The organism is Streptomyces sp. NPDC051822 (genome assembly GCF_044452745.1).
Classification (GTDB): domain Bacteria; phylum Actinomycetota; class Actinomycetes; order Streptomycetales; family Streptomycetaceae; genus Streptomyces.
The window spans coordinates 688,612-714,245 of record NZ_JBITBZ010000003.1 but is presented as its reverse complement, the minus strand read 5'-3'; the positions used below and the strand labels follow the sequence as shown (position 1 = coordinate 714,245).

The 25,634-nt window shown below is 67.9% G+C and carries 18 protein-coding genes and 1 pseudogene; 16 read left to right on the top strand and 3 right to left on the bottom strand.

Annotation, left to right across the window (positions count from 1 at the left end):
• Positions 1 to 47 precede the first annotated feature (47 nt).
• From ACIA8N_RS13700 to ACIA8N_RS13655, 10 genes and pseudogenes are all read left to right on the top strand, one after another.
• The gene (locus ACIA8N_RS13700) at positions 48 to 1,433 is read left to right on the top strand and encodes a deacylase (protein ID WP_365781049.1); all 1,386 of its coding nucleotides are present in this window, start codon (positions 48 to 50) and stop codon (positions 1,431 to 1,433) included.
• Entirely contained in the window at positions 1,430 to 2,389 is a 960-nt protein-coding gene (locus ACIA8N_RS13695; protein ID WP_365781050.1) for a catechol 1,2-dioxygenase, read from the top strand. Before ACIA8N_RS13700 ends, ACIA8N_RS13695 begins: the two co-directional genes overlap by 4 nt.
• The gene (locus ACIA8N_RS13690; RefSeq protein WP_365781051.1) at positions 2,386 to 3,255 is read left to right on the top strand and encodes an IclR family transcriptional regulator; all 870 of its coding nucleotides are present in this window, start codon (positions 2,386 to 2,388) and stop codon (positions 3,253 to 3,255) included. Before ACIA8N_RS13695 ends, ACIA8N_RS13690 begins: the two co-directional genes overlap by 4 nt.
• A 187-nt stretch (positions 3,256 to 3,442) precedes the next feature.
• The gene (locus ACIA8N_RS13685) at positions 3,443 to 4,447 is read left to right on the top strand and encodes an NAD(P)/FAD-dependent oxidoreductase (RefSeq protein WP_365781052.1); all 1,005 of its coding nucleotides are present in this window, start codon (positions 3,443 to 3,445) and stop codon (positions 4,445 to 4,447) included.
• 7 nt (positions 4,448 to 4,454) lie between these two features.
• Complete coding sequence (gene fdxA / locus ACIA8N_RS13680) at positions 4,455 to 4,775, top strand: ferredoxin (protein ID WP_359527311.1); 321 nt, start codon at positions 4,455 to 4,457, stop codon at positions 4,773 to 4,775.
• Entirely contained in the window at positions 4,772 to 5,578 is an 807-nt protein-coding gene (locus tag ACIA8N_RS13675) for a fumarylacetoacetate hydrolase family protein (protein WP_365781053.1), read from the top strand. Before fdxA ends, ACIA8N_RS13675 begins: the two co-directional genes overlap by 4 nt.
• Positions 5,575 to 6,528 (top strand): acetaldehyde dehydrogenase (acetylating), encoded by a 954-nt coding sequence (locus ACIA8N_RS13670; protein ID WP_365781054.1) that lies wholly within the window; start codon positions 5,575 to 5,577, stop codon positions 6,526 to 6,528. Before ACIA8N_RS13675 ends, ACIA8N_RS13670 begins: the two co-directional genes overlap by 4 nt.
• Positions 6,525 to 7,538 carry a 4-hydroxy-2-oxovalerate aldolase gene (gene dmpG / locus ACIA8N_RS13665; protein ID WP_399416314.1) on the top strand — a complete coding sequence of 338 codons (1,014 nt, stop codon included), beginning with the start codon at positions 6,525 to 6,527 and terminating at the stop codon, positions 7,536 to 7,538. Before ACIA8N_RS13670 ends, dmpG begins: the two co-directional genes overlap by 4 nt.
• Before the next feature lie 98 nt (positions 7,539 to 7,636).
• Positions 7,637 to 8,437 (top strand): alpha/beta fold hydrolase, encoded by an 801-nt coding sequence (locus ACIA8N_RS13660; protein WP_365781055.1) that lies wholly within the window; start codon positions 7,637 to 7,639, stop codon positions 8,435 to 8,437.
• Between the two features lie 274 nt (positions 8,438 to 8,711).
• Positions 8,712 to 8,971: pseudogene (locus ACIA8N_RS13655) on the top strand (helix-turn-helix domain-containing protein); the annotation flags it as partial.
• Positions 8,972 to 9,442: 471 nt separating this feature from the next.
• Here the strand turns inward: ACIA8N_RS13655 and ACIA8N_RS13650 are convergent.
• A complete protein-coding gene (locus ACIA8N_RS13650; RefSeq protein WP_365781056.1) occupies positions 9,443 to 9,640 on the bottom strand; it encodes a hypothetical protein in 198 nt (65 codons plus the stop codon).
• A 1,393-nt stretch (positions 9,641 to 11,033) separates the two neighbouring features.
• On the opposite strand from ACIA8N_RS13650, the gene ACIA8N_RS13645 reads away from it, so the two are divergent.
• The 3 genes from ACIA8N_RS13645 to ACIA8N_RS13635 all read left to right on the top strand — a co-directional run bounded on the left by ACIA8N_RS13645 (position 11,034) and on the right by ACIA8N_RS13635 (position 16,381).
• Complete coding sequence (locus ACIA8N_RS13645) at positions 11,034 to 13,226, top strand: hypothetical protein (protein ID WP_365781057.1); 2,193 nt, start codon at positions 11,034 to 11,036, stop codon at positions 13,224 to 13,226.
• Between the two features lie 210 nt (positions 13,227 to 13,436).
• A complete protein-coding gene (locus tag ACIA8N_RS13640) occupies positions 13,437 to 14,786 on the top strand; it encodes a restriction endonuclease (protein WP_365781058.1) in 1,350 nt (449 codons plus the stop codon).
• 8 nt (positions 14,787 to 14,794) lie between these two features.
• Positions 14,795 to 16,381: a hypothetical protein gene (locus ACIA8N_RS13635; protein ID WP_365781059.1), complete on the top strand. Its 1,587-nt coding sequence runs from the start codon at positions 14,795 to 14,797 to the stop codon at positions 16,379 to 16,381.
• Positions 16,382 to 16,540: 159 nt separating this feature from the next.
• Here ACIA8N_RS13635 and ACIA8N_RS13630 read toward each other — a convergent pair whose 3' ends face one another.
• On the bottom strand, positions 16,541 to 17,488 hold the full coding sequence (locus ACIA8N_RS13630; RefSeq protein WP_365781060.1) for a Shedu anti-phage system protein SduA domain-containing protein: 948 nt from the start codon (positions 17,486 to 17,488) through the stop codon (positions 16,541 to 16,543).
• Between the two features lie 346 nt (positions 17,489 to 17,834).
• Between ACIA8N_RS13630 and ACIA8N_RS13625 the strand changes: the two genes are divergently transcribed.
• Together ACIA8N_RS13625 and ACIA8N_RS13620 are read left to right on the top strand one after the other, a co-directional pair.
• Positions 17,835 to 18,734 (top strand): hypothetical protein, encoded by a 900-nt coding sequence (locus ACIA8N_RS13625; protein ID WP_365781061.1) that lies wholly within the window; start codon positions 17,835 to 17,837, stop codon positions 18,732 to 18,734.
• Positions 18,719 to 22,249: a DEAD/DEAH box helicase gene (locus ACIA8N_RS13620; RefSeq protein ID WP_365781062.1), complete on the top strand. Its 3,531-nt coding sequence runs from the start codon at positions 18,719 to 18,721 to the stop codon at positions 22,247 to 22,249. Before ACIA8N_RS13625 ends, ACIA8N_RS13620 begins: the two co-directional genes overlap by 16 nt.
• Positions 22,250 to 22,482: 233 nt before the next feature.
• On the opposite strand, the gene ACIA8N_RS13615 is transcribed toward ACIA8N_RS13620, so the two are convergent.
• On the bottom strand, positions 22,483 to 23,619 hold the full coding sequence (locus tag ACIA8N_RS13615) for a site-specific integrase (protein WP_365781063.1): 1,137 nt from the start codon (positions 23,617 to 23,619) through the stop codon (positions 22,483 to 22,485).
• Between the two features lie 584 nt (positions 23,620 to 24,203).
• Between ACIA8N_RS13615 and ACIA8N_RS13610 the strand changes: the two genes are divergently transcribed.
• Positions 24,204 to 25,592, top strand: coding sequence for a hypothetical protein (locus ACIA8N_RS13610; protein ID WP_365781064.1), 1,389 nt, complete (start codon positions 24,204 to 24,206; stop codon positions 25,590 to 25,592).
• Positions 25,593 to 25,634: the final 42 nt, after the last annotated feature.

Here is a 25,634-nt window from a genome sequence, read left to right as displayed (position 1 = left end):
AAGCGCTTCGCCCGGACGACGATGACCCAGGTCCACCGGGTCAACCAGTGAGCGGCCACGACGAGCCCGACGGGCTCTCCGGGCTCGGCGACCGGCGTCGCGCCTGGGTGACGGAGGCATGGCGGCATGTCACCGAAGAGCGGCTGCGTGAGCTGATCGTCGGCCTGGTCGGCGTCCCGAGCCCGACCGGCGACGAGCGCCCCCTCGCCGAGCACATCGCGGGAAGCCTCGCGTCGGTGGGTCTGCGCGCGGCCTGTCAGCCGATCGACGCACGCCAGGCGAACGCCTGGGCCCGTCTGGAGGGTGACGGCACCGGGCCCGATCTGATGCTGTACGCGCCCATCGACACCCTCACCACGGGTGTCGAGAGCGAGGACCTGCCGTGGATCGGGCCGAAGCTGCGCGAGGACATGCGCCCCGAGGCCACCGTCTACGACGACCTCGTCACCGGCCTCGGCGCCTCCAACCCCAAGGGGCACGCGGCCTGCGTGATGATGGCCGCCGAGGCGATCGCGCTGGCCGGTGTCCCGCTCACGGGGGACCTGGTGGCCGCGTTCGGCGCCGGCGGCATGCCGACCAACGCCCGGCCCGGCAGCGACCGGCTCAACACCGGTCAGGGCGTCGGCTGCTCGTTCCTGCTCGAACAGGGGGTGTGGACCGACTACGCCGTCATCGCCAAACCGGGTTGGACCGTGTCGAGGGACGAGGTCGGCCTGGTGTGGTTCGAGGTGACGGTGCACGGGACCCACACCTACGTGGGCTCGCGCCACCGGCTCCCCTACGACAACGCGATCAGCCGCGCCGGAGACGTCGTGCGGCACCTGGAGGAGTGGTTCGCCGAGTACGCGAAGCGGCACACCACCGGCACGGTCGCGCCACAGGGCATCGTGTCGTCGGTGCGGGGCGGCTGGCCGCGCATGGCCGCGGTGACCACGGCGGCCTGCACCCTGCGCGTCGACCTGCGCATCGCCCCCGGGACGACGCCCATGCAGGCGAAACGTGAGTTCACCGCGGCTCTGGCGGAGCTGAAACGCTCGATGCCGGCGCTCGACGCCACAGTCGAGATGGTCCTTGCCGTCCCGGGGACCACCACCGGCCGGGAGAGCTGGATCTTCCGCAGCGCGGTCGCCGGATGGGAGGCGATCGAAGGGCGCCCGCACGAGGCCGTGAACGGCAACAGCGGCGCGACCGACGCCAACATCCTGCGCGGGCGCGGCATCCCGACGGTCCGCGTCGGCATGCCGAAGGTCGCCGAGGCGCCCTTCGACATCGACTTCGCCCGCGGCATGAACACCGTCTCCGTACGGGAGATGCGGAAACTGACCCGACACCTGATCCGCACGGCGGTCGACACGCTCACCCGTTCCCACGCGGAGTGCGAACCGGCCGGGGAGACCGGGCCCGTCATGGAGCCGGAAGGAGCAACGGCATGAGCGAGATCGTGCTCGGCGTGGGGGCCTCCCACAGCACGCTGATGAACACGCACTGGGAGGAAACCCTCCACAAGGACCGGGCCAAACGCTTCCGTGACGCGCTCGGCGCGGCTCGCGACGAGCTGGCGCGGACCCGCCCCGACACCGTCCTCCTCATCGGCTCGAACCACTTCCGCGGTTTCTGGCTCGACCTGATCCCCCCGTTCACGCTCGGCGTCGGGGAGTGCGTCGCCAGCGGCGAGTCCGGAACTCCGAAGGGACCCCAGCCGGTGGACGTGCCCCTGGCGCGGCACATCGCCGGCTCCCTGGTGGAGAGCGGGCGGTTCGATCCGGCGTTCTCCGCCCGGCTCCAGATCGATCACGGACAGTCCCACGCCATCCAGTACCTGCTGGACGGGCTGGACGTGGAGATCGTGCCCCTGGTGGTGAACGTCTTCGCCCCTCCGCTGCCGACCCTTGAGCGGTGCGACCGGTTGGGGCGGGCCATCCGTGAGGCCGTACTCGCCTTCCCCGGCGACCGGCGCGTCGCCGTGGTCGGTTCGGGCGGGCTCTCGCACCGGCTGCCCTGGCCCGACTGGCGTGAACCACATGGCGACGACGAGGAGTTCATGGTCGGCGCGTGGCTCGACGGACGCGAGAACTGGCAGGACTACGACGCCCGCCGTCGCGAGATCATCCGTGCCGCCGAGGCTTCCCTCACCCCGGAGTTCGACAACGAGTTCCTCACCCTTCTCACCCGCGGCGAAGCCCACCGCCTCACCGAGTACACGACCGAGGAGCTGGAGGAGGCCGCGGGCAACGGCGCTCAGGAACTGCGGACGTGGCTGCTGATGGCCGCGGTCCTCGACCACGCGCCGGCCCGGCGCCTGGCGTACGAGCCGATGCCCGAGTGGCTGACCGGAATGGGCGTCGCGGTCATCGACCCCGCGGCCGTGGACACGGGGCAGTCGGCATGAAGGCGCCGGCCGACGCGGCGACGGCCGGTGATCGCTCCCTCGCCGGCCCGGCGCCACACGACTGCGTGTTCTCCGCGCACCGCGCGGCGCCGGGGTCCGATGCGGATACGGGCGGAGCCGCGGCGGTCGGCGCCGACCCCATGAACTCCGTTCTGGGCAAGGTCCGCCCGATCCTGGAGGCTTTCACCTCCGACGACGCCGCCCTCTCGCTCGCCGAGCTGGTGCGCCGGTCGGGGGCGGCCAAGGCCACGGTGCACCGGCTGGCCCAGGAACTCGTCACGTGGGGACTGCTGGAGCGGGAGGGGTGCGACTACCGGCTCGGCCTGCGCCTGTTCGAGCTCGGGCAGCGCGTGCACCGGCAGCGCATCCTGCGCGAGGCCGTGCAGCCGTACATGGAGGATCTTCTCCTGATCACGCGGGAGACCATCCACTTCGCCATCCACGACAGCCTGGACGTCGTGTACCTGGACAAGATCTTCCCGCACCGCGGACTGAACGCCGAGTCACGGGTGGCGGGCCGGCTTCCCCTGTACTGCACGGGCACCGGCAAGGCGATCCTCGCGCACTCGCCGCCGTCGCTCTTCGTCGACGTGATCCGCAGCGGCCTCAAGCCGCTCACCCGGCACACGGTGATCTCACCGGGGCGGCTCCGCGCCCAGCTCGACCTGATCCGGGAGGAGGGGATCGCCCTGGAGTCCGAGGAGATCAGGCTCGGATACGCGAGCCTGGCCGTCCCGGTGTTCACCGGGGGCACCACACTGGTGGGTGCGTTGTCCATCACGGCGCCCACCTACCGGATGGACGCGGCGGGGCACGCGACGGCTCTGCGGACCGCCGCGCTGGGCATCGGAAGGTCTCTGACCTGAGCCGCCGGGCCTGAGCCGCGGGACTGCGCTCGTCGGCCGTCGGCCGCACGGAGGGGTCCGCCTGAGGGCGGGCCCCTCGCCGTGTTCCGGTGCGCACACGCCCCACTTCACACGATTCCGACCGACCGTCCTGCTCACCGGAACGGATCCGTAGGGAGAACCACCCCCTCGTTCCTACGCTCACCGCATGAGCCAACTCACCGACGACACCGGTGCCCTGACCACCGACGTCCTGATCATCGGCGCCGGTCCGGCGGGTCTGTACGGCGCGTACTACGCCGGGTTCCGCGGCCTGAGCGTCACCGTCATGGACGTCCTGCCGCAGCTCGGAGGGCAGATCAGCGCGATGTACCCCGAGAAGCCGATCTTCGACATCGCCGGATTCCTGTCCGTGCGCGGCCGCGACCTGGTGGACGCGCTCGTCGCCCAGGCCGAGCCGTACTCCCCGCACTACCTCCTGGGCCACCGGGCCGCCGAGCTGACGCGCGACGCCGACGGGCTGCCGGTCGTCCGCAGCGACCAGGGCATGTCGGTGCGGGCCAAGGCCGTCGTCATCGCCGGCGGCGTGGGGACGTTCACGCCGCGCCCCCTGCCCGCCGGGGAGGAGTTCCTCGGGCGCGGCCTCGCCTACTTCGTGCCGGACCCGTCGGTCCACGCGGACCAGGACGTGGTGGTCGTCGGCGGCGGCGACAGCGCCTTCGACTGGTCGGCCCTCCTCGCGCCGATCGCCCGGTCGGTCACCCTGGTGCACCGCACCGCCCGCTTCCGCGCCCATGCGGCGACCGTGGAGAAGGTGCGCACCCTCGGTGTGGAGATCGTCACGGACTGCGAGGTGAGCCGGCTCATCGGCGGGGACCGGGTGGAGCGGGCGGAGATCCGGCACCGCACGACCGGGGAGACCCGCCTCGTCCCGGCCGGAACCGTGATCGCCGCGCTCGGCTTCCTCGCCGACCTCGGACCGTTGCAGCGGTGGGGGCTCGACCTCCGGGCACGGAAGATCGCCGTCGACACCCACATGGCGACCAACCTGCCGCGGGTCTTCGCGGCGGGCGACATCACCGACTACCCCGGCAAGGTCCGCCTCATCTCGGTCGGCTTCGGCGAGGCCGCCACCGCCGTCAACAACGCGGCCACCGTCATCGACCCGGAAGCCGCCCTGTTCCCCGGGCACTCCACCGAGAAGGAGCACTGAACACACCATGGCCTACGTCATCGGCGCGTCCTGCGTCGACATCATGGACCGGTCCTGCATGGAGGAGTGCCCGGTCGACTGCATCTACGAGGGTGAGCGCAAGCTCTACATCAACCCGATGGAGTGCATCGACTGCGGCGCCTGCGAACTCGCCTGCCCGGCGGAGGCGATCACGGTCGACCGCAAGGCCGACCCCGACTTCCGCGAGGACAACCGGCGCTTCTTCACCGAGGTCCTCCCCGGCCGCGACAGCGCCCTCGGATCCCCCGGCGGAGCGACGCCGCTCGGGCCGGTGGGCGTCGACACCCCGCTGGTGAGCGCCCGGTGAGCGCCGCCGACGTGGCGAAGGCAGCCGACGCGCTGCTGGCGGCCGAGCACACGGGCGAGCCCTGCCCCCCGGTACGGTCCCTGCTTCCCGAGGGCGACATCGACGCCGCGTACCGCGTTCAGCGCCTCAACGTCGAACGCGGCCTGGCAGCGGGACGCCGCATCGCCGGACGCAAGATCGGACTGACCTCTCCCGCCGTACAAACCCAGCTCGGTGTCGGGCAGCCGGACTTCGGCACGCTCTTCGCCGACATGGCCGTCCCCGAGGGCGGCACCGTCGCGGCCGGACGGCTCATCCAGCCGAAGGTCGAGGCCGAGGTCGCGCTGGTGCTCGGCGCGGACCTGCCACACCGCGACTGCACGGTGGCGGACGTGATCCGGGCGACCGACTTCGTACTCGCCGCACTGGAGATCGTGGACAGCCGCAACGCCGACTGGGACATCACCATCGTCGACACCGTCGCCGACAACGCCTCCAGCGGCCTCTACGTTCTCGGTGGCACGCCCGTACCGCTGTCGGGCCTGGACCTGCGCGCCGTGCGGATGACCATGACGCGCGACGGCGCCGCGGAGCCGGTGTCCGAGGGGACGGGCGCCGACTGCCTGGGCGGCCCGCTCAACGCCGCCGCCTGGCTCGCCTCGACGCTCGCGGCGGCGGGCGACCCGCTGCGCGCCGGGGACGTCGTGCTCACCGGGGCGCTGGGCCCGATGGCCGTCGCCGCACCCGGCGACCGGTTCGAGGCCCGCATCAGTCAACTGGGCCGCGTCAGTGTGCGGTTCGCACCGGAAGGAGACACCGCATGAGTGTCCGCACGAAGGTCGCCGTCATCGGATCGGGCAACATCGGCACCGACCTGATGATCAAGGTCCTCCGGCTGTCGGAGTCGCTGGAGATCGCCGCCATGGCAGGCATCGACCCGGAATCCGACGGCCTGGCCCGCGCCCGTCGCCTCAAGGTCGCCACCACCCACACCGGGGTCGAGGGCCTGGTGGCGATGGACGAGTTCGCGGACGTGGAGTACGTCTTCGACGCGACCTCGGCCGGCGCCCACCGCCACCACGAGGACGTCCTGCGCCCTCTGGGCCGCACACTGATCGACCTGACTCCGGCGGCGATCGGTCCTTACGTCGTCCCACCGGTCAACGGCGACACGCACCTGACCGCCCGGAACGTCAACATGGTCACCTGTGGCGGCCAGGCCACCATCCCGATCGTCGCCGCGATCAGCGCGGTCTCCCCGGTCCACTACGGCGAGATCGTCGCCTCGATCGCCTCCCGCTCCGCCGGACCCGGTACCCGCGCCAACATCGACGAGTTCACCGAGACGACCTCCTCGGCCGTGGAGCAGGTCGGTGGTGCCGCCCGTGGCAAGGCGATCATCGTCCTCAACCCCGCCGAACCCCCGCTGATCATGCGGGACACCGTGCACTGTGTGATCTCCGCCCGCGCCGAGGAGGCCGTCACCGCGTCCGTCGAGGAGATGGTCGGCCGCGTCCAGGCGTACGTCCCCGGCTACCGTCTCAAGCAGAAGGTGCAGTACGAGACGGTCCGCCCCGGTGACCCCCTGCACAGCCTCACACCCCCCAGCACGGGAGAAGCGCTCAAGGTCTCCGTCTTCCTCGAAGTAGAGGGCGCCGCACACTACTTGCCGGCCTACGCCGGGAACCTCGACATCATGACGTCGGCCGCGCTGCGCACCGCCGAGCGCATGGCCGCCCACCGCGCCACTGCTTCGAAGGAGGCGGCCAAGTGACCGGCCTGTACGTCCAGGACGTGACCCTCCGGGACGGCATGCACGCCGTCCGCCACCGCTACACCACCGAACAGGCGCGCACCATCGCCGCCGCCCTCGACGCCGCCGGGGTCGCCGCCATCGAGATCGCGCACGGCGACGGTCTCGCGGGCTCCAGCGTCAACTACGGCGTCGGCGCGCACACCGACTGGGAGTGGATCGAAGCCGTCGTCGACGCCACCGGCACCGCGATCCCGACCACGCTCCTCCTTCCGGGCATCGGCACGATCCAGGACCTGAAGCAGGCCCACGCCCTCGGCATCCGCTCCGTCCGCGTCGCCACGCACTGCACCGAGGCCGACATCGCCGCCCAGCACATCGCCGCCGCACGCGGCCTGGGCATGGACGTCGCCGGGTTCCTGATGATGTCCCACATGGCCCAGCCCGCCGAGCTCGCCCGTCAGGCGAAGCTGATGGAGTCCTACGGCGCGCACTGCGTCTACGTCACCGACTCCGGCGGCCGCCTCACCATGGACGGCGTGCGCGACCGCTTCCGCGCCTACCGCGACGTCCTCGACCCGGCCACCGAACTCGGCATCCACGCCCACCACAACCTCGCCCTCGGCGTCGCCAACACGGTCGTGGCCGTGGAAGAGGGCGTCACCCGCGTCGACGCCTCCCTCGCCGGACAGGGAGCGGGCGCGGGCAACTGCCCCCTGGAGGCGTTCGTCGCGGTGGCCGACCTGATGGGCTGGGAGCACCACTGCGACCTGTTCCCGCTGATGGATGCCGCCGACGACCTCGTCCGCCCCCTCCAGGACCGAGAGGTGCGGGTCGACCGGGAGACGTTGAGCCTCGGCTACGCGGGCGTGTACTCGAGCTTCCTCCGCCACGCCGAGGCGGCCGCCGCTCGCCACGGCCTGGACACCCGCAGCATCCTTGTCGAGGTCGGGCGGCGCGGGATGGTGGGCGGCCAGGAGGACATGATCACGGATGTCGCCCTCGACCTGACGGCACGAGACGTCACGTGATCACGACGCCGGTCTCCTGACCGGGAGGCCGCCGTGAAGATCGTCCACCCGGGTCGGCACCTCGGTACCACCGGCCTCGCAACGAAAGCGACGTGCGCATGACGGACACCGACACCCTGCGGAAGGGCTACGCGCCCAGCCGTTTCGGCCAGTTGCACTACGTGGAGTGCGGTGAAGGCGAGCCCGTGCTGCTGCTCCACCAGACACCCCGCTCCTGGACGGAGTACCTGGACGTGCTCCCCCTGGTCGGAGAGCGGTACCGGGCGATCGCCATGGACACGCTGGGCTACGGGGCGTCCGCGAAGCCGGCCGGTCCGCATACCGTGGAGCGGTTCGCGGACGGGGCGGGAGAACTGATCGAGGCGCTCGGTCTCGACCGGTTCCACCTGGTCGGGCACCACACCGGCGGGGTGATCGCCGTCGAGCTGGCCGCCCGCTTCCAGGAACGCGTGGCCAGCCTGACGCTGTCCGGGACGCCGTTCGTCGACGACGAGAAGCGCGCCGGCGCGGTCGGCCGCGGACGCATCGACCGTGTCGACCCCTCACCCGACGGCACGCATCTGCGGGAGCTGTGGGACGGACGACGCGGCTTCTACCGGCCGGGCGAGGAGGCGGCCCTGGGCCGGTACGTGGTGGACGCGCTGACCGTCCTCGACCGCGTCGAGGAGGGTCACGAGGCCGTACACCGCTACGTCATGGAACCCCGCCTGCCGCGGATCACCGCACGCACGCTCGCGGTGTGCGCGCCCGAGGACACCTACTCCCGGCCGTCCCTGGTGAAGTTCGCGGCAGCGCTCGGCTGCCCGACCAGAGTGCTGTCCGCCGGGCACGTGGCGGCACCGGAGCAGGTGCCGCGGGAGTTCGCCGAGACCGTCGTGGACTGGGTCGGCCGCGGCTGACCCGCGAGGAACGTGGACGCCCCCGCCGGGCCACGTGGCGGCGCACGGTGGGCGGCACGTCCTCCTCGGCGCCACCGACCAGGACCGAGTACCGCGGCCGATCGCGAAGCCGTTGGTCCCACCCTCCCTGGTGCTGTGACCGCATAGGTTCGCCGGGTTGGTCGTCGTGGCGGTTGGACGTGCGGTGACGTCCGATCCGACCGCTGCAGGCACGGTGGCCGAGCCTGTCCGTGTGCGCGGACCGACCGACCAGAAGGGGCAGCGGCTGTAGCAGATCGTGCGCCCGGGCAGCACCAACGCGGTGCGCTATCGGCGCGTGATGATGCTGCCGGCCTCGGCCGGCGGGAGCCGGGTGCCGGTGATCGCCCAGCTGGTGGCGGCCGACGAGGACACCGTGCGCGATGTGATCCACCGGTGCAACGAGATCGCCCTGCCTGCCTGGACCCTCGGTGGGCGGGAGGCCGTTCCCGCCTGCTCAGCGATGACGACGAGGGCTTCGTTGTCCAGACGGCCACCACCCGCCCGACCAAGCTGCACTAGCGACGCCTGCACGCTGCAGTACAGCCCTGATGGAGGGCACGACAGCCGTCGGCAGGCCGGCAACGGCGGCGCTCTAGGTGCGGATCCCATGGGGCGGCCCCTTCCCCGCTGCCAGGCTGGCCCCGCCGGAAATCAGGCTGCTTCCCAGAGGCCGGCATCGAGGATCCGGGCGGCTTTGGTGATGCTGTCCGGCATCAGGTGCCGGTAGGTGCGGTACGTCTCCTCAATGGACTTGTGACCCATCCACTCCGCGACATCGGTGATAGGAATTCCGTTCCCGAGGACGTTCGAGGCGAAGTAGTGCCGGAAGCCTTACATCCCCACCCCTTCCTCCGGCGGAAGGTTTTTGAAGAGCTTCTTCACCCGGCGCCGCTCCATGCCCTCGATGAAGTAGCCGCCCGGGCCGCGCAGCAGGTAGCCCTTTTGCGTGGTGCCGTGCTGCTCTGCGTACCGCTCGATCGCCCCTCACACCGACCGGGGCAGCGGCGCTTGGCGGAACTCCCCCGCCTTGCGGTGCTTCAGCTTCGCAGGCTTCAGCGGGTTGGAATGGATCTGCTCGCGCACGTATTCGGGTTCCTGGTCCCCCTGCACCGGGTCGTCCGCGATCGCCCCCTTGGCATACGCATCCCGAAGAATGGTCTTCAGGACCCGGAAGATGTTCACCTGGTTGCCCCGGCCGACCCTGTCCTGTCGCCCTCCATCTCGTCCAGGGACCGCTCCACCACCATCGGCGTGACCGAGTTCAGCTTCCGCGATCCCAAACGCGGGACATCTGCACGTTGATCGAGCTGTCGACGTGCTCGCCGGTGGAATAGTCCGTCATCCTGCGTTGCCGGGACCGCCACTGCTTCGCGTACCCCTCGACCGTCACAGCTGCCCAATTCACGGCGGGCCGCCGCCACGGACGGCGCCGTGGTCTCCTTCTCCGCATATCAGCTTCGTGAGGCGTTCGATCGCGTCGTCCTGCGTTCCGTGTCCGGACTCCTCGCGCTGCCTGCCGAGCGCGTCGCGGAAGCGGATCGGGTAGGGGTGGGGCGGCGGGCGGGCTCGGTGCAGCCGCAGTCCTCGAAGAAGGAACCCATGCCGCGGGCGAGCTGGCGGGCCATCGATGAACCATCCGTTCCAGCCAAAGAATCATGCTCAGGCACCTGCTGCGGGTCGGAGGTCAGCAAGCGGGGACACCATGCGTACGCATGCTGACCGTTTGCTGACCCGAGCGAGGCGATAAAGCCTGTGACCTGCAAAAACACCCAGATGCTAGATCTTGGACTTGAACAGAGTGCGCAGCACTGTGGACTCCTCTAAGACGGCTCCCTGCCTACTTTGTGCAGGTCAAGGGCGGTCGCGACTCTACACCGGCACGCTCGAACGATGTTTGTGAGGAACATCGCTCCGGTCAGTCGAGACGGCTTCCTACCTGGGCCTTCCCCTTCACTCAGGCGTCTGTTGGGGCGATCACCCCGGAGCACGTAGGGACTCATACTGACCGGATGCTGACTTACCTGATGAGTCATCAGGCATGCGGGAGACCCCACTGCATACGGACGACGAACGCATACGCACCATCAAAACGTCGGGCGCCGACATCGCTCCGGTTCGCGTAACACGGCCCCTTTGGCCATCAACCGGTCGACGCTCGACCGCTCCGGAAGTCGGCTCGCTGTCTGTCGCCCGTCCGAGGCCCCTCGGCAGCGTGGAACTCGCGAGCGACGGCTTCCCGCCCGGCGGGCCCGCGAGCCGTAGGCGCGGGTAGGAAACCGACCCCGGCCGGCGACGCACAGCCCCTTCAGCGCTGAGAGCGGAAGCGCCTATGGGCCCGGCTGCCGACATTGCTGTAAGCGAGCAGGGCTGAGCGCCTGGGACGCGAACGTCTATTCCATGATCCAACAGAACCCATCAGCACGCGGCCGGTCGCGACGCGATAAAACGGAACAGCAGAGTCTCCCCCGGGTGGTCGTCATGGAACCGGACGACAGCCGGCACCCAAGCGAGCCGATTCTGAGGGAGAACCACGAATCAGGGCTCGTCGCTCGCCCTGAAGCGCGAGAATCGTCGCATGGTTCGCTCAGACCGCCGCACTCCTTCCACCGACCGCGAGGATGCAGGGCGCCCGCGCGGTGACGCGGCCGGGGCCAGGCACGCCACCGCAATGCGGGCGGCCGGATACGAGCCGCTGGAGCCCTACCCCGGGAGTGGGAAGCCGTGGCGGTCCCGGCACCTGGCGTGCGGAAACATCGTCTCGCCGCGACCGGCGTATCTCAGCGCTGGACGGGTCGGGTGCACGGAGTGCGCGAAGGAGAGCCGCCGGGCGATCTTCCAGGAGCGCGCCGGCGGGGCCGAGCGGGCCGAGGCGGACATGCGGTCGGTCGGTCTGGAGCCGCTGGAGCCGTACCGCAACAGCCAGACGCCGTGGCGCTGCCGCTGCACCGCGTGCGGGGCCGTCGGCACACCACGGCTGTCCGCGGTCCGGAACCTGATCAAGGAGGGGGTCGCGTCGGGCTGCGCCACGTGCAATCGCAGGGCCCGCGGCCTGCGTCAGCGCGAGGCCAACGCCGAGAAGGCGGGGGCCATGATGCGCGCGGCGGGGTACGAGCCGCTGGAGCCGTATCTGTCCGCCGCCGCACCGTGGAGCTGCCGTCATGCGGCGTGCGGCGAGGTGGTCCGGGTGAAGGCGTCGAGCGTTCGCAGCGGCTACGACCCGTGTCCGGTGTGCCGGGCGGAGGGGTATAGGCAGCGGGCTGCCGCTCGCCGTACCGATCCAGCCGAGGCCGCCGCCCTGATGCGGGGGCATGGCTTCGAGCCGCTGGAGCCGTATCCCGGTGCTTCGGTGGGCTGGCACTGCCGCTGCACCACGTGCGGGAAGGAGTCGAGGCCCCTGTACTCCGGGGTCAAGGGCCGCGGCCACCGCTGCGGTCACTGCGCGGGAAGCGCGCCGCTCGACCCCGCGGTGTGCGCGGCCGAGATGCGGGCGGCCGGGTTCGAGCCGCTGGAGCCCTACCCCGGCAGTGACAAGCGGTGGCTGTGCCGCTGCCCGGCGGGCCACGAAGTACCTCTTCGGCTGACCGGTGTCCGTACCGGCAAGGGATGCCGGATGTGCGCCACCCACGGCATCGACCTGGCCGGGCCGGCGAAGCTCTACGTGATCACCCACCGGGAGTGGAACGCGGTCAAGGTCGGCATCGGCGCCTGCACCGGCTACACCTCCCGTCTCTTGCAGCACGAGCGTCAGGGGTGGGAGCTGTACCGGGCCGGCGACTACACGACAGGCGCCGCCGCCTACGACGTCGAGCAGGCCGTACTGGACCGTCTGCGCGGCGCCAAGCTGTGTCCGTTCCTCACCAAGGACGTCATGCCGAACGGATGGAGCGAGACCTGCTCCACCGACCGCGTCACCGCGGACGAGGTGTGGGCCATGGCCGAGGAGGAGACCCGCCGCGCACCCGGCACCTACGATCCGAGGTCGGGTGCCCGACCCCGGGCCGCCGTCCTGATCGACGCCGAGGCCGCCGCCGGGCAGATGCGCGCCCGTGGGTACGAGCCGCTCGTTCCCTACCCAGGCCGCACAAACGCCACCTGGCCCTCCCGGTGCACCACGTGCGGGCACAAGGGCCGGCCCACCTTCAACGCCGTACTCAACGGGGGTCAGGGCTGCCGCATCTGCCGCACCAAAGCCGCGCAGGCTAAGCGTGCCGCGGCGAACGCACCAAAGGCGGAGAAGGTGATGCGGGCGGCCGGGTTCGAACCGCTGGAGCCCTACCGCACCAGTCAGACCCCCTGGCACTGCCGCTGCACCACATGCAGCCGCGAGAGCACGCCCACCTACTCCAACGTCAGCAACGGAGGAACTCGCTGCCGCTTCTGCTCCGCCAAGTCGTCGAACGCCGAGCGAGCCGCAGCCGAGATGCAAGCAGCCGGGTTCCAACCGCTGGTTCCCTACCCAGGCCGGACCACAGACCCATGGAACTGCCGCTGCTCCTGCGGGAACGAGGTCACGACACGTCTGTCCTTCGTCCGGTCAGGAACGACGGGGTGCAAGAAGTGCCCCCGGGCCGGCGGCCGAACTGATCCGGCGAAGGCCGTTGCCGAGGTGCGCCAGGCCGGGTTTGAGCCACTCGAGACCTATCCCGGAAGAACCACCGACCGGTGGCACTGCCGCTGTGCGTGCGGGGCCAAAGCCGCGGTGACCTTGACCAGTGTCAGACGCGGCCGAACCAGCTGCGGGACGTGCCCCAGGAACAACGCCAACTGATCAAACGACCGCTGCGTCCGCCGACTGCGCCCGCCCCCCGCCAGGCATACGAAGCACCAGCGAGTGAAGGACCCGGCCGCAGAGCCTGCTGACCATCGAGGACGGCAGTCCCCTTCGATGCCCGGCTGCTTCAGGGCTCTTTCTGCTATCTGTTGACGGCGTGGCAAACTCAGCAAGGATCGTCCTGAGGCCAGAGGAAGGGGAGGCGCTGTGTCCAGCAGGGGCAAGGACGACAAACGCACCGTCCTCGAGTCCGACGACGCTGCGATCGAGGACGTGGCACGGCCCTCTTCGTACCCCTTGACGGTCACAGCACCGCTGCTGCTTCGCTTGCACGAGTTGTCTTGGGAAGCTCTGGAGCATCTGGTTGTAGCTTTGGCAGTCCGGGCGGACCATGCTCTGGAGGCCAGGCCCTTCGGCCGGGGTGGCCAAGCCCAGAATGGGGTCGACGTGGTGGCGTTCTTCGCCTCAGAGACCGCGTCGGTCTATCAAGCGAAAAGGTACGAAAAGTTCGTCGCCACCGATCTACGTAAGGCTGTGCAGTCCTACACCGATGGGCAACGCCCCTTCGACGCACGTCGTCTGGTGATTGTGACAACGGCGGACGTCCGCGACACCCGGATCGATCTAGAGCTGGCGAGGCTGCGCGATCAGTACCACGGCTTGGCGATCGATCTATGGGGCCAGCAACAGCTGTCCGACATGCTGTTTGCTCTGCCGGATCTGGTGCGCCGGTTCTTCGGCGAGGACACCATGCGAGTGTTCTGTCGTCCCCTGTCGAACCAGGAATCACCGGACCGTAGCGACGTGGCTGATGCGGGGCTCCTGGAGGACTATCTGGAACAGTTGGGTGCCTACTTGAGCAGCGATCTTCCCGGCCTGGTTCCAATGACTTTGAAGGAACAGGATGGGCCAGAGCAGGTGTCGTCGGCAGACCTTGCAACTTGGCTGCGTCCCGGACGCCACATGCAGGTAGCTGGAGGCCCAGGTACCGGCAAAAGCCACATCCTCAGCCACACGACTCTTGGGCTGGCGCAGGCAGGGTGGCTGCCGATCCTGATGCGGGCAGGCATCTACGAAGGTCGCCTGCAGGACACACTCGAGGAGTGTGTGGCCCCTTTCAGCCGGCCTGGGCTGCAGGCTCTCTTGCAGGCCGCCCAGCTTCAGAAAGTGCCGATCGTGTTGCTCGTGGACGGGATCAACGAATGTCCCGCCCAACTGCAGGAACGGCTGGTACACCAGATTAGCTCGTGGAGCCGCGTACTCGAAGCAACCGTATTGTCCAGCAGCCAGGAATTCGTGCGCGTACCGGAGGCACTGCGTGGTGCCCGCCTGAAGACAACTGAACCGGATACGCAGCAGCGCAGGTCGTTGGTGTGCTTGTACTCCGTGAGCCCGGAAACGGATGCGCTCAGCGACGAGCGATTTGCGCCATTCGGTACGGCCTTCGAACTGTCCCTCGCGGCACGTTTGACCCAGCAGTTGGTGGACTGCTCCGGGAGCTACCGGCCAGCAGCGAGATACTCACCGAAGCGCTGCGGGGCCTGCTCGGTTCGATAGCTGATGAGGTGGTTCTGGCCGAGGCCCGGACTTTCCTGGAGAGGGGCGCCGAGGTAGCAAGCGCCTGTCAGGTAGTGCTCGCCTCCGACTTCAATTACACAGTTGAGCCAGGCTCCTCCTGGAGCGCATACGAGCAGGCGGTCTTCAGCGCCATCGGTGCCACCTGCCGTGATGGGCGCCTGCTGGAGCCACTAGCCCGGCTTCTCCGAGAGACCGACCAGGCATTCAGGCGCGGCGCTACTCGCTACTCGGCACGCCGTCGAAAGCCGGTGTCTGCATTCATCGCCGCAACCCTGCACGGGCCCATATCGCCTGCCGACGACGCACGGCTGCCTGCTGCGCTCATCACACATGCGGCACATCTCGCCTGGCCTCGATCAGGACGGAGCCTGCACCAGCCTCTTGCGTCATCCGCGCTGCAGCCTTGGCTCGACTCGCTGCGCTCCGACGATGTCGGGCTGATGGTCCTGCTCTGCAGTGTGCTTCGGAACCCCGCTGACGCCGAAACCGCCGCGCTCGCGCCCGCCCTATTCGCCCGAGCTTGGGCTAGTGACGCACCTCACCTGCAGTTCGCGGGCCTCGATCTGCTCACGAGCATCCGCAGCAGCGCTGACGAGGCAGCCATCCTTCAAGTCTCCGAGCTGCTGACCACCTTGCACACCGACGACGTGTTTGTCTCCACCATGCTCGTTGATGCGTTGCACGTATACGACCAGATCACGTCGCCTTACGCGCTCGACGACATCGCCGAGGAGATCTCGCTACTCCTCATCGATCCGAATCAGTCCGACCCGCACGCTCGCGCCAGGCGCATCATGGAAAGTCAGTTCGAGGAAGTTATCGCTGCACCGTTCATCCAGGCTCTCGACACCCTGGAGCCGGCTGCGCGCCAGGCACTTACGATCCTGGCTCTAAGCGAAGGCGACGCCGGTATGTTCACCGACGTTCTGCTCAGAGAACTACTTCAAGCGGGCGATCCTGCCGCGCTTCCTGCCCTGCAGTATTGGGCTTCCCGTCTCGACGTGCGCGACCCATTTCCACAAGGCGCCATCAGCTGTCATCTCCTTGGGATTGAAGGCTGCGCCGCCCACCTGCCCACCCCTCCCCATCTCCTGAAACATCATCATGGCGCTGATGCCGAAGCGTGGCGCTGTTATGGCCAGATTCTGTTCTGGATCCACCGCCCGGACCTCTCCGCAGATGACCAGCGCGCGCAATGCCTGCCACTGTGGGAACAGCTCACAGGACCGTTGTTGGGCGCGGCGGTTGATCCCTTGCATCAGTACCAGTACGTCGCCCAGTTCGCCCGAGATATCGGCACCACTGCGCTGGGTCGAATTCTGGACACCTTCCCAGCACAAGCCCGCAGCATCCTGCATCACGCGCTCAGCGCGCCAGACCATCTCAGTTCCCTCTTCCCCTATCCCCGCCCTCAAGAGCGCACAACAACTGCGCTTCGCCTGCTCGGTCGCGTAGGCGACCGCTCTTCTCTCGACCTACTTGCGTCCTATCGGGGCAACCCAACCTTCGCCAGCGTAGCCGCAGAAGTTATCCGCGCCATTAACAATCGCAGTGTTGGCAGAGCGAGGTTCTAAGCGACCTCGCCTCCGTCAGCGCCTGACCCGACTCCTTCGTAGGCAACCGGTCTCGCCACCAGAGCGTGCGCCCTGATTTCGGCTTAGTCGATGTGCACCTTCTGTCGGCTTACACAGACCACAGGGCCGCCTTCACTCGCCGAGCAACTCACATCGGCATCACTCAATCCCCGGCCGACGAGCACGAAGATACCCACGGACAGGAGCATCGATCCTGTGACGCTCACGGCTCCGCCAGTGCTCCCAGCGCTGGGCCAGGTACTTGCGACGCTCGTCGGACATCATGGCCGATCGGGCAAGACCAGCCTGCGGATCACCCAACAGTAGAGCGCCTTCACCAATATGCGTTCCCGTCCCGTAGACGGGCGAGAAGGCATGAATTTCCGGGCCACGCGATGTCATGGAAAGCGTCATGGAAATCGAGTGATCGTAGCGAGGGCGCAGCGCATCGAATGTCATGAACGACTCGTCCCTCGATCGCTGTTGGTCTCGCTCATATCTCAGTTCATCCGGGTTGGCATGACCGCCACCGCGCTTGAACTCAGACTCGCGGCCATAGATCAAGACGTACTGCGGCTCGATGGGCCGGTTCCTGTATTTCTCACCCAGGAAGAGAAACGTCTCTCGAAACAGCGCTAGATTTCCTTCGCGAGCGAACCAAGAACGCCAGTCGTTGAGTTGATCGCGAGCCTCCGTGAATTCACCAGTCGGTCTCCCATCCTTCCTGAACCAGCGTTTTGAAGGCTTCTCAATCTCGATCAAAATTGGCGTGATGAGGCCGGAGGATCTCGTCACCCACATAAAATCTGGCTCGAACGCACGACCACCGCCGATAAGTTTCGGCCGTCGGAACACAGCCCCCATATCTGAGCCGTGATGCCCGCCTGGCCCGATGTCACCGCTGCCCCCAGGGATCATGGCTGGGTGCAGCTCAAGGAAGCTCTGGACATCAACCTCCTCGGGATCACGGCTGAGGAGCGCGTACCACTCCGCTAGCGCCGTGTCCGAGTACTGCTCCCACGGCATAGCCATCGGCCGCGATGGATCCGTGTCGGGCACCACAACCGTTTCCCGGAACATGCTCTGAGAAGACTGAGGATCATCCACGGACTCAGGCTACTGATCCTGACGGCACAACATCGACATGCGCCAGCATCTACGTCCGACCCTCCGAGCGACCAGTCGATGCCGACCACGTCGCCGCTCGCTTGCCCACGGGCGACCACCGGACACCCAGCAGCCGCCGGCCATGGGCTGTGACCCGTTAGCCCTGCAAACATACGGTGCCGGACGACCCGCCCCCAGCCCTCGGTACGAGCGGGTACCAGTCCGCAACCCCCTTGGCCATGCGCGGTCCCACTACCGCGGCCGTTGGGCACATAGCGTCTCGGTGCCGCCTAGAATCCGAATCGGCGGTCGGATGTTCCATCCGCACGGTTGGGAGGGGGCACCCATGGCACCGAACGTACCTGTTGCGGTAGCGCAGAGGGCAGCTGACGCGGCGGGCGGCACTCTCAGCGCACTCATCGCGCGGGCGGCACAGGGCACGCACCAGGAGTGTCCTTGGGAGTTGGTGACGGTGGCTGGACCAACGGTGGAAGCACGTGCTGCTGCCGCGTGGATTGTCGCCGACGCGATCATGGCTGGCCGTACTGGGCTTGACACCGAGTCCTACCAGGTTTGGCGCGAGGCCACGTTGTCAGGCACTCCCCTCGACGGGCCCAACCGGATCATTGTCCACGGCTACGCCTACCCCGTGTTCGATGCTGCAGGCCGGGAGCGTGACGCCGACGTGAAGTACCACGGTCTTGCCGGCTACGTCAGCGAGTGGCTGTGGTACCTCACGCTCAAGGAGGCTCCGTCGAACGCTGGCGAGAGCGTGGAGTTCCTTTCCTCCCCTGGCCCCACCTCCACGGACAGTGGTGGCGACGGAATCGTCATCCACCGCCTCCAGGGAAACACCACAAGCTTCATCTTTCGCCTCTGGGAGATGAAGAAGTTCACTTCAGAAAAGAGCGACGACGTCGGACCCACGATCCGCAAGGCTGTGAAACAGCTCAACGACTTCGGACACGTCTACCTGGCGGCCTTCTCGTGGGCAGACAAACATCTCGCTGCCGACACCCGGATTTTCGTGAGCACCCTGCCCCGGCAGTGGGCCAAGGCCGAGCCCACCAGCAACGCCGGAATCAGCGTCGCAGTCGACTTCGCGCCCTCCAAGGCGTTCCACACCGCGCACAAGCACCTCCCGACCCATACGCACCCTGGCGCGCTCTGCGGCCGGATCGTGGCCATCGACAACTTCGAATCCTTCGCCGACGACGTCCGGGAATACGTGTGGACCGCACTGTAGACAGAAACGTCCTGGCCCAGGCGATGGGCGAGTACCGAGAAGGCATGATGCCGTCTCCCGAGGAGCTCGTGTCTCTGATCTCGAACGTAGAGATCGCGGCGGTCCGCTCTGCCCATTTCGAGCTCCCCGACGAGCTGCTGCGTACCGCCTGGTACCTGCATGGGGTCGCCGCTGCGGCGCCTGACAGCAACGGGTACGACCCGGTTCAGATCCGGCACGCCTTCGCCGTCAGCGCCCACGTCTTCGACCTGGCACTCGCTTCCGACGACCGAGGCGACTCAGAGCGGCTTCGTCTGGCCTTCGCCGCGCAGGCCGGCTACCGCCGCTGCGAGCAGGATCCCAACGCTACTGCCGTCTTCCACCAAGTGCGGCACTTGGTGAACACCGACGCCGACCTGCCCGCCCACATTGACACGTTGGCCATTGAAGGTGGTGTTGCCTTCCTCGGGCTGAACCGCACCGCCCTGACCCACGCTGTGCGGGTCTGGCGCCGTCAGTTCGATGAGCTGCGACGGTTGACTCGACGAGATTCGATGCGCGGGACCATGTACGGGCCGGCCGAGGCGGTCATCGAGGCCGTCCACCACCTTCACCGCCACCTCGTGTTCGGCGGCCTGCATGACCTGGAGCGTGCGCAGTCAAATCTGCGGTCGGTGGTGGACCACAGTGCCGGTTCGGGTGACCTGTGGGCCCGCTGGGTGGCCTCGCACCTTTTGGAACTCACTGGAGAGCTTGCTGCGAACGGCCTTTACGCTCTGCTGCCTCCGAGCACTCCCCCGGCTGTCGCCCGTACATTTGCGCTCTCTGAACCACCGGTAATGACACTGTGGCCGCCCCAGCGCAGGTTGCTGCAGTTGGAGTCCGGGAACCCTTTGGATCCGGCAACCCGTAGATCCCTGATCAGTGTTCCCACGAGTGCCGGCAAGACCCTCATGGCTCAGCTGGTGATCTGCTCACACCTCGCCCAGGAGCCGGGCCGCGTCTTGTACGTGTCGCCTCTGCGCAGCCTGGGACGGGAGATGCGTGAGGCTCTACGTGGCCGGCTTCGGTTCCTTGGCAGGCGTCTGGCAGCCGAGCAGCCCGACTTCCCGGTTGGTCGGGGTCGTAGCACTGCTGAGGATGTCGAGATCCTCACGCCCGAGAGGCTGATGCACGCACTGCGCAGCGATCCGGACGCGGCGCTGAACGATGTCGGACTGATCGTGGTCGATGAAGCCCACCACCTCGCCCAGGGACAGCGTGGCTTCCTCCTCGAAGGACTGCTGGCGTACTGCCAAGCCCACCCCGCAAGCCCTCGGCTGGTCCTGCTCTCAGCAGCCGTCGGAAACCGGGCTGTATTGGCATCGTGGCTGGACCCAGGCCGCCCAGCGGCGGAGGTGGTGTTCACCGACCAATGGCGGGGCCCCCGCCGACTCCACGGCCTGATCTCCCCCACCCTGCTGAGAAATGAAGTGGTCCGCAAACCGCGGAAGGCAAGCAAGAATCACCCTGGCCTGACCCGGGCGACCGTGCCGGTCGCTGCGCGGCTGAGCCTGCGACCCACCGCGACCGCGAAGCCAGCCGTCATGGTCACGAAAGAACTCGGCGTACGCCACTACGCCGAGGATACGCCCGGCGTCTGGAACGCCACCAACAAGCTGAGCGGCACACCGGACATCAAGCTCTTCGCCCTGACGGCGGCTCATCTCACCCGAGCGGGAAGCGTCCTGATGATCGGCAGTACACAGAAGGAGGCTCGGAACACAGCTCTCGCGATCGCCGAGCATCTCGATGACCGGCCCGAAGCCGCACCGCTAGCGGAATATTTCGCCCATACCCTCGGGTCCGAACACCCTCTCGTCGACTGCGCCCGCAAGGGTGTCGCCTACCATCACGCCAGCCTGCCCGACGATGTTCTCCACGCGATCGAGGAGGCGCTGCGCACCGGGAAGGTCATCGCCGTAACTGCGACCAGCACGCTCACCGACGGCGTGAACCTGCCAGTGCGGACCGTGATCATCAACACGAGAGTTGGCGACGACCGCCTGGCTTACGAGGAACAGCAGCGGCTGACCTCAGCCCAGCTTCTCAACGCTGTCGGACGGGCCGGCCGAGCAGGCCGGGAAAGCGAGGGATGGATCTTCCTCACCCGCCACAGCACCGCCTTCCCCAAGGGCGCCGACTTCGATCTCATGACCCCAGGTGACGACGCCCTCGAGGTGACCTCCGCACTCCTTGACTCCGAGGCGATGTCGGAACTGGCCGCCTGCGAGGATTTGATCCGCGAGAGCGTCGACGCAATCTTCGAGCTCGCCGGAAATCTGGTCGCCGACTTCGTCGCCTACGTGTGGTTCACCCTCGACGCCCTGTCCCGTATTCCCACCCTCACCGATGCCGACCCTCTCGTGGCTGTTCGAAGCCTTCTTGGAATGCAGCAGCTCGAGCCAGATGTGCGTGGACGGTGGCTGGCCCTGGCAACGGCCGTCGCGCAAAGATACGAGCTGACCGATTCGGCAGCACGCCGACGGTGGACCACGACCGGTACCAGCATCGGGACGGCCCGCACCCTCGACAGCATTGCCGAGGGGATCGCCCTGCCCCTCACCACGGAAGTCACGTCCCCTCCAGATCATGGCTTGATCTTCGAACAGCCGACGCAAGTCGATGAGTGGTCACTTCATGACACGCTGGGCTACCTTTCCGAGCACCATGCTCTCGACGAGCTCCTGGAGCTTCCCGAGGTCGTCAAGGCCAGAGCTTGGACTTTCGCCAGCGCGGCCACCGGCGGCGAGAGGGTAGATGTGCCCCTTGAGGGCGCCGTTTACAGCTGGCTGTCAGGCATCCCCATCCCGGACCTGGCCACGCTCTGGCTGCCTCACTCCAGCCGCGAATGGGCACTCGAGCAAGCCGTCGCTAACATCAGCCGAACCTTCGAGCACGCCCTGTCATGGACCCTCGGGGCCCTCGTCAACCTTGTGAACCGCCGACTTGCGGCCGCTGGCACGGCGATCCGCCTGTGCACTGACACCGCCTGGTATCTCCGCCACGGCGTGGACACCGAGCAAGCCCTGCAACTGCTGACTTCGGGCATCACCTCCCGCCGGCTCGCCCACCAGATCGGAAGCCTCGCCGAGGAGGAGAGCATCTCGACCGCAGATCTGCGCCCATGGCTCACCTCCCTTCACATCGACGGCTGGCTCACCCTGTTCAACGCCACCGAGTACGAGGTCGCCGACCTCCTGGAGTATGTCCGCGTCCGTAGCGGCAGCCTCCTCAACACCGTCCTGGAAACTGGCTCGGCCAGGCTGAAGGTCACACTCATCGAGGGCTCCCCCGCCCCCTCTGGGGCTGTCGTCATCGGACATCGCAGCGAGTCAGCCGCGCTGGTCCTTCTGCTCCAGGACCAACCTGTCGCGACCATCCCAGCCAGTAGTCACAGCGACGTATCTGCGCTGCAGGACAGCCACCTCGACACCGAGCTCACACTCACTGGCGACGAGCTCACCATCCACCTTTCCACATCTGACTACCAGTGACCGCGGCACCATTCGGATGCGGTGGGCAACGACGACCCGAGACTCTTCACGACGGCACCCGCGCTCTGGGCGTGCCGCCTCTGCCGGTGGAGGCAACAACTCGGCAAGATCCGGACCATTCCCGGTCCACGACGGACGGGAGATGCCAGGTGGAGGACATTTCCGCAGGTCAAGCGACCATGCACCCTGTACGACCAGCAGACGAAATCCTGCTGTTCTCTCAAAACCGGAAGTCAGGCCGCTTCCCATAGGCCGGCGTCCAGGATCCGGGCGGCCTTGGTGATACTGCCCGGCATCAGGTGCCGGTAGGTGCGGTACGTCTCCTCGATGGACTTGTGGCCCATCCATTCCGCCACATCGGTGATGGGGATCCCGTTCCCGAGCGCGTTCGAGGCGAAGTAGTGCCGGAAGCCGTACATCCCCACCCCCTCCTCCGGCGGGAGGTTCGTGAAGAGCCTCCTCACCCGGCGCCGCTCCATGCCCTCGGTGAAATGGCCGCCCGGCCCACGCAGCAGATAGCCGTCCCTCGTGGTGCCGTGCTTCTCCGCGTACCGCTCGATCGCCTCCCGGACCGACCGCGGCAGCGGCACCTCCCGGAACTCCCCCACCCTGCGGTGCTTCAGCTTCGCCGGCCTCAGCGTGTTGGAATGAATCTGCTCCCGCACCCGGTACACGTCCCGAGCCACGACGTTGTCGACGTTCACCGCCCGCGCCTCACCGTTACGCAGACCGCATCCCGCCATCATGACGATCTCCAGCGCGAGGTCCTCGTCGGCGACCAGCAGCGCATGCTTCACGTAGGCGAGGGACGGGATCGCCACCTGCGCGCGCACGTACTCCGGTTCCTGGACGCCCTTCACCGGGTCGTCCGCCATCGCCCCCTTGGCATACGCGTCCCGCAGAATGGTCTTCAGGACCCGGAAGATGTTCACCTGGTTACCCCGGCCGACCCCATCGCCCTCCATCCCGTCCAGAAACCGCTCCACCACCATCGGCGTCACCGAGTTCAGCTTCCGCGCTCCCAGACGCGGAACGATGTGCACGTTGATCGAGCTGTCCACGTGCCAGCCGGTGGAGTAGTCCGTCATCCTGCGCTGCCGGGGCCGCCACTGCTTCGCGTACTCCTCGACCGTCTGCTGACCCAGCTCGCGGCGGGCCGCCGCAACGGAGGGTGCCGTGGTCTTCTTCTCCGCGTAGAGCTGCGTGAGGCGTTCGATCGCGTCGTCCTGCGTGTCGTATCCGGATTCCTCGCGCTGCCTACCGAGCGCGTCGCGGAAACGGATCGAGTACGGGTGAGGGCAGCGGGTGGGCTTGGCGCAGCCGCAGTCCTTGAAGAAGGACCCCATGCCGCGGGCGAGCTGTCGGGCCATGTCGCGAACCATCCGTTCCAGCCCAAGAATCATGCTCAGGCGCCGCACTGTAGGTCGAAGGTCAGCAAACGGGGACACCATGCGGACGCATGCTGACCTTTTGCTGACCTGAGGGGGGCACATGATGCCCTGACCTGCGGCGACGCCAAATAGTCAGATCTTGGACTTGAACAGAGTGCGCAGCACTGTGGACTCCTCGAAGACGGCTCCCTGCCTGCTTTCTGCAGGTCAAGGGCGGTCCCGAGTTTACACCGAGACCCCCGTTCGATGTTTGTGAGGAACATCGCTCGGGTCGGGCTGGACGGCTTTCTACCTGGGCTTTCCCTAGGCACCGGCACCGGTTGGGAACCACTGCCCCGGAACGCTCGGGGACTCATGCTGACCGAATGCTGCCTTACCTGATGAGCCATCAGGCATATGGGAGGCCTCTCGGCAGCGCGGAGCTCGCGAACCAGGCGTCGACACCAGCCCGCTCAGGCCAAGGTCCAGGTCACGCGCCCCTGCGCACTTGCGTGCGCCTCTCCTCCTCTCCGTACGGTCCAGCCCGATGGCGAACCGCCCGCGCACACCGTGAAGGAGAGCTGTTGAAGCCGACCGAGGAAGTGCTCCAGAACCTGACCCAGCCATCGAACATCTCCGTCCACTCCGACGACACGCTCGTCGGCAAGGTGAAGGCCGCCATCGCTGCGGACGACGAGAAGCGGAAGGAGAACGAGGACGAGCCGCTCCGCCGGAAGCCCGACCTCGCCCCGATCCCGCAGACGGAGCTGCCCCGGCAGTTCGAAGTGACTCTCTGGGACGTTCTCCACTCCCTCGCCCGGGCCACCGCCCTGTCGTGGCGCGGTGCGGGCCGGGGGCTGGCGGAGCACTGGGGCGCGCTCAAGTACACCCAGGCCCTGGCCGGCGGTCGCGACTCCTTCCTCGGCCTCACCGACGAAGGCCACAGCATCGCGGACCACTACAAGTCGCTGCAGTCCGGCGAGCTCGGCATCGGTTTCGCGCTCACGCTCGCCGAGCACATGCTGGGCAGCCGCTTCCCCGACCACGCGGTGACGATCGTCCCCGCCGACACGGCGTTACGCGCGGGGTGGGCCCTCACCACCAGGGACAAGGGCGAGAAGGTGAAATACCGCTACCGCCCCCAGTACTTTGCCGAGGTCTGGCGGCCGGAAGAGCCGTCCCTCGTCATCCCCCTCGCATGCAAGGGCAACCACAGCGACGCCGCCACCTCCGCCGAGCAGTTGGCCTCCGCCTCGGCCCACGCCGAAGCGGTCCACATCGGCGCCTGGAACGAGACCCCCAGCCTGCTGTTCAGCACGCAGCTCCCGACGGACGGCGGCACGATGACCGTAAACGCCCTCCAGGCACTCGGCAGCGGAGGTCGGCTGTCCCCGGCGGAAGGCCGTGAGCCGAACCTGAACGCCCCACCGTTCCAGTCGAACGTGATGCCTGACATCCACTCGCCGACCGAGGGCCTGGTGGCACCGGAACCCGTACGGGGCTGCCACGTGCAGGCGAAGGACTACGCCTGGTTCCAGGAGTCACTGGCCCACACCACGGCGGCCGGGCTCATGGCCTTCACGGGATCCGGCCACGCCACCGCCCGGCACCTGACCGACCGGCAGGGCCGCAAACGGTTCACCGGCCTCGAGCACGCGGCCAGCATGAGCATCCAGGACGCCGCCCACACCCTTTTCGGCAACGAGTACGTCGGCACCGACCACGTCTTCCGTCTGAACGGCCCTCGCGTCAAGGCGTTCTCCGGCGTGGACGCGGAGGTCTTCCGTCTGCTCGCCCGGGGTGACGTCGAGGAGTACCGCGCCCTCGTCCACGCGAGCCGCCACGTCCGCCCCCGCCTCACCTTCGACAAGGACTGGGGCGGCCCCGTCTCCGTCCACTCCGACGGCTCGGTCCTCGCCCTGCGGCTGCTGCCGGGGCAGGACGAGGAGCCGCGTCCGGGCGCCCCGCGCTGACCTCGGAAGGCTGCAGGGACCGGCTCATCTCAGAGCCGGTCC

What these genes read in the sequence shown, in the direction of transcription:
- ACIA8N_RS13695 (WP_365781050.1), top strand. Translation starts at nt 1,430, where the DNA reads ATGAGCGAGATCGTGCTCGGCGTGGGGGCCTCCCACAGCACGCTGATG.
- ACIA8N_RS13690 (WP_365781051.1), top strand. Translation starts at nt 2,386, where the DNA reads ATGAAGGCGCCGGCCGACGCGGCGACGGCCGGTGATCGCTCCCTCGCC.
- ACIA8N_RS13685 (WP_365781052.1), top strand. Translation starts at nt 3,443, where the DNA reads ATGAGCCAACTCACCGACGACACCGGTGCCCTGACCACCGACGTCCTG.
- fdxA (WP_359527311.1), top strand. Translation starts at nt 4,455, where the DNA reads ATGGCCTACGTCATCGGCGCGTCCTGCGTCGACATCATGGACCGGTCC.
- ACIA8N_RS13670 (WP_365781054.1), top strand. Translation starts at nt 5,575, where the DNA reads ATGAGTGTCCGCACGAAGGTCGCCGTCATCGGATCGGGCAACATCGGC.
- ACIA8N_RS13660 (WP_365781055.1), top strand. Translation starts at nt 7,637, where the DNA reads ATGACGGACACCGACACCCTGCGGAAGGGCTACGCGCCCAGCCGTTTC.
- ACIA8N_RS13645 (WP_365781057.1), top strand. Translation starts at nt 11,034, where the DNA reads ATGGTTCGCTCAGACCGCCGCACTCCTTCCACCGACCGCGAGGATGCA.
- ACIA8N_RS13625 (WP_365781061.1), top strand. Translation starts at nt 17,835, where the DNA reads ATGGCACCGAACGTACCTGTTGCGGTAGCGCAGAGGGCAGCTGACGCG.
- ACIA8N_RS13615 (WP_365781063.1), bottom strand. Translation starts at nt 23,619, where the DNA reads ATGGCCCGACAGCTCGCCCGCGGCATGGGGTCCTTCTTCAAGGACTGC.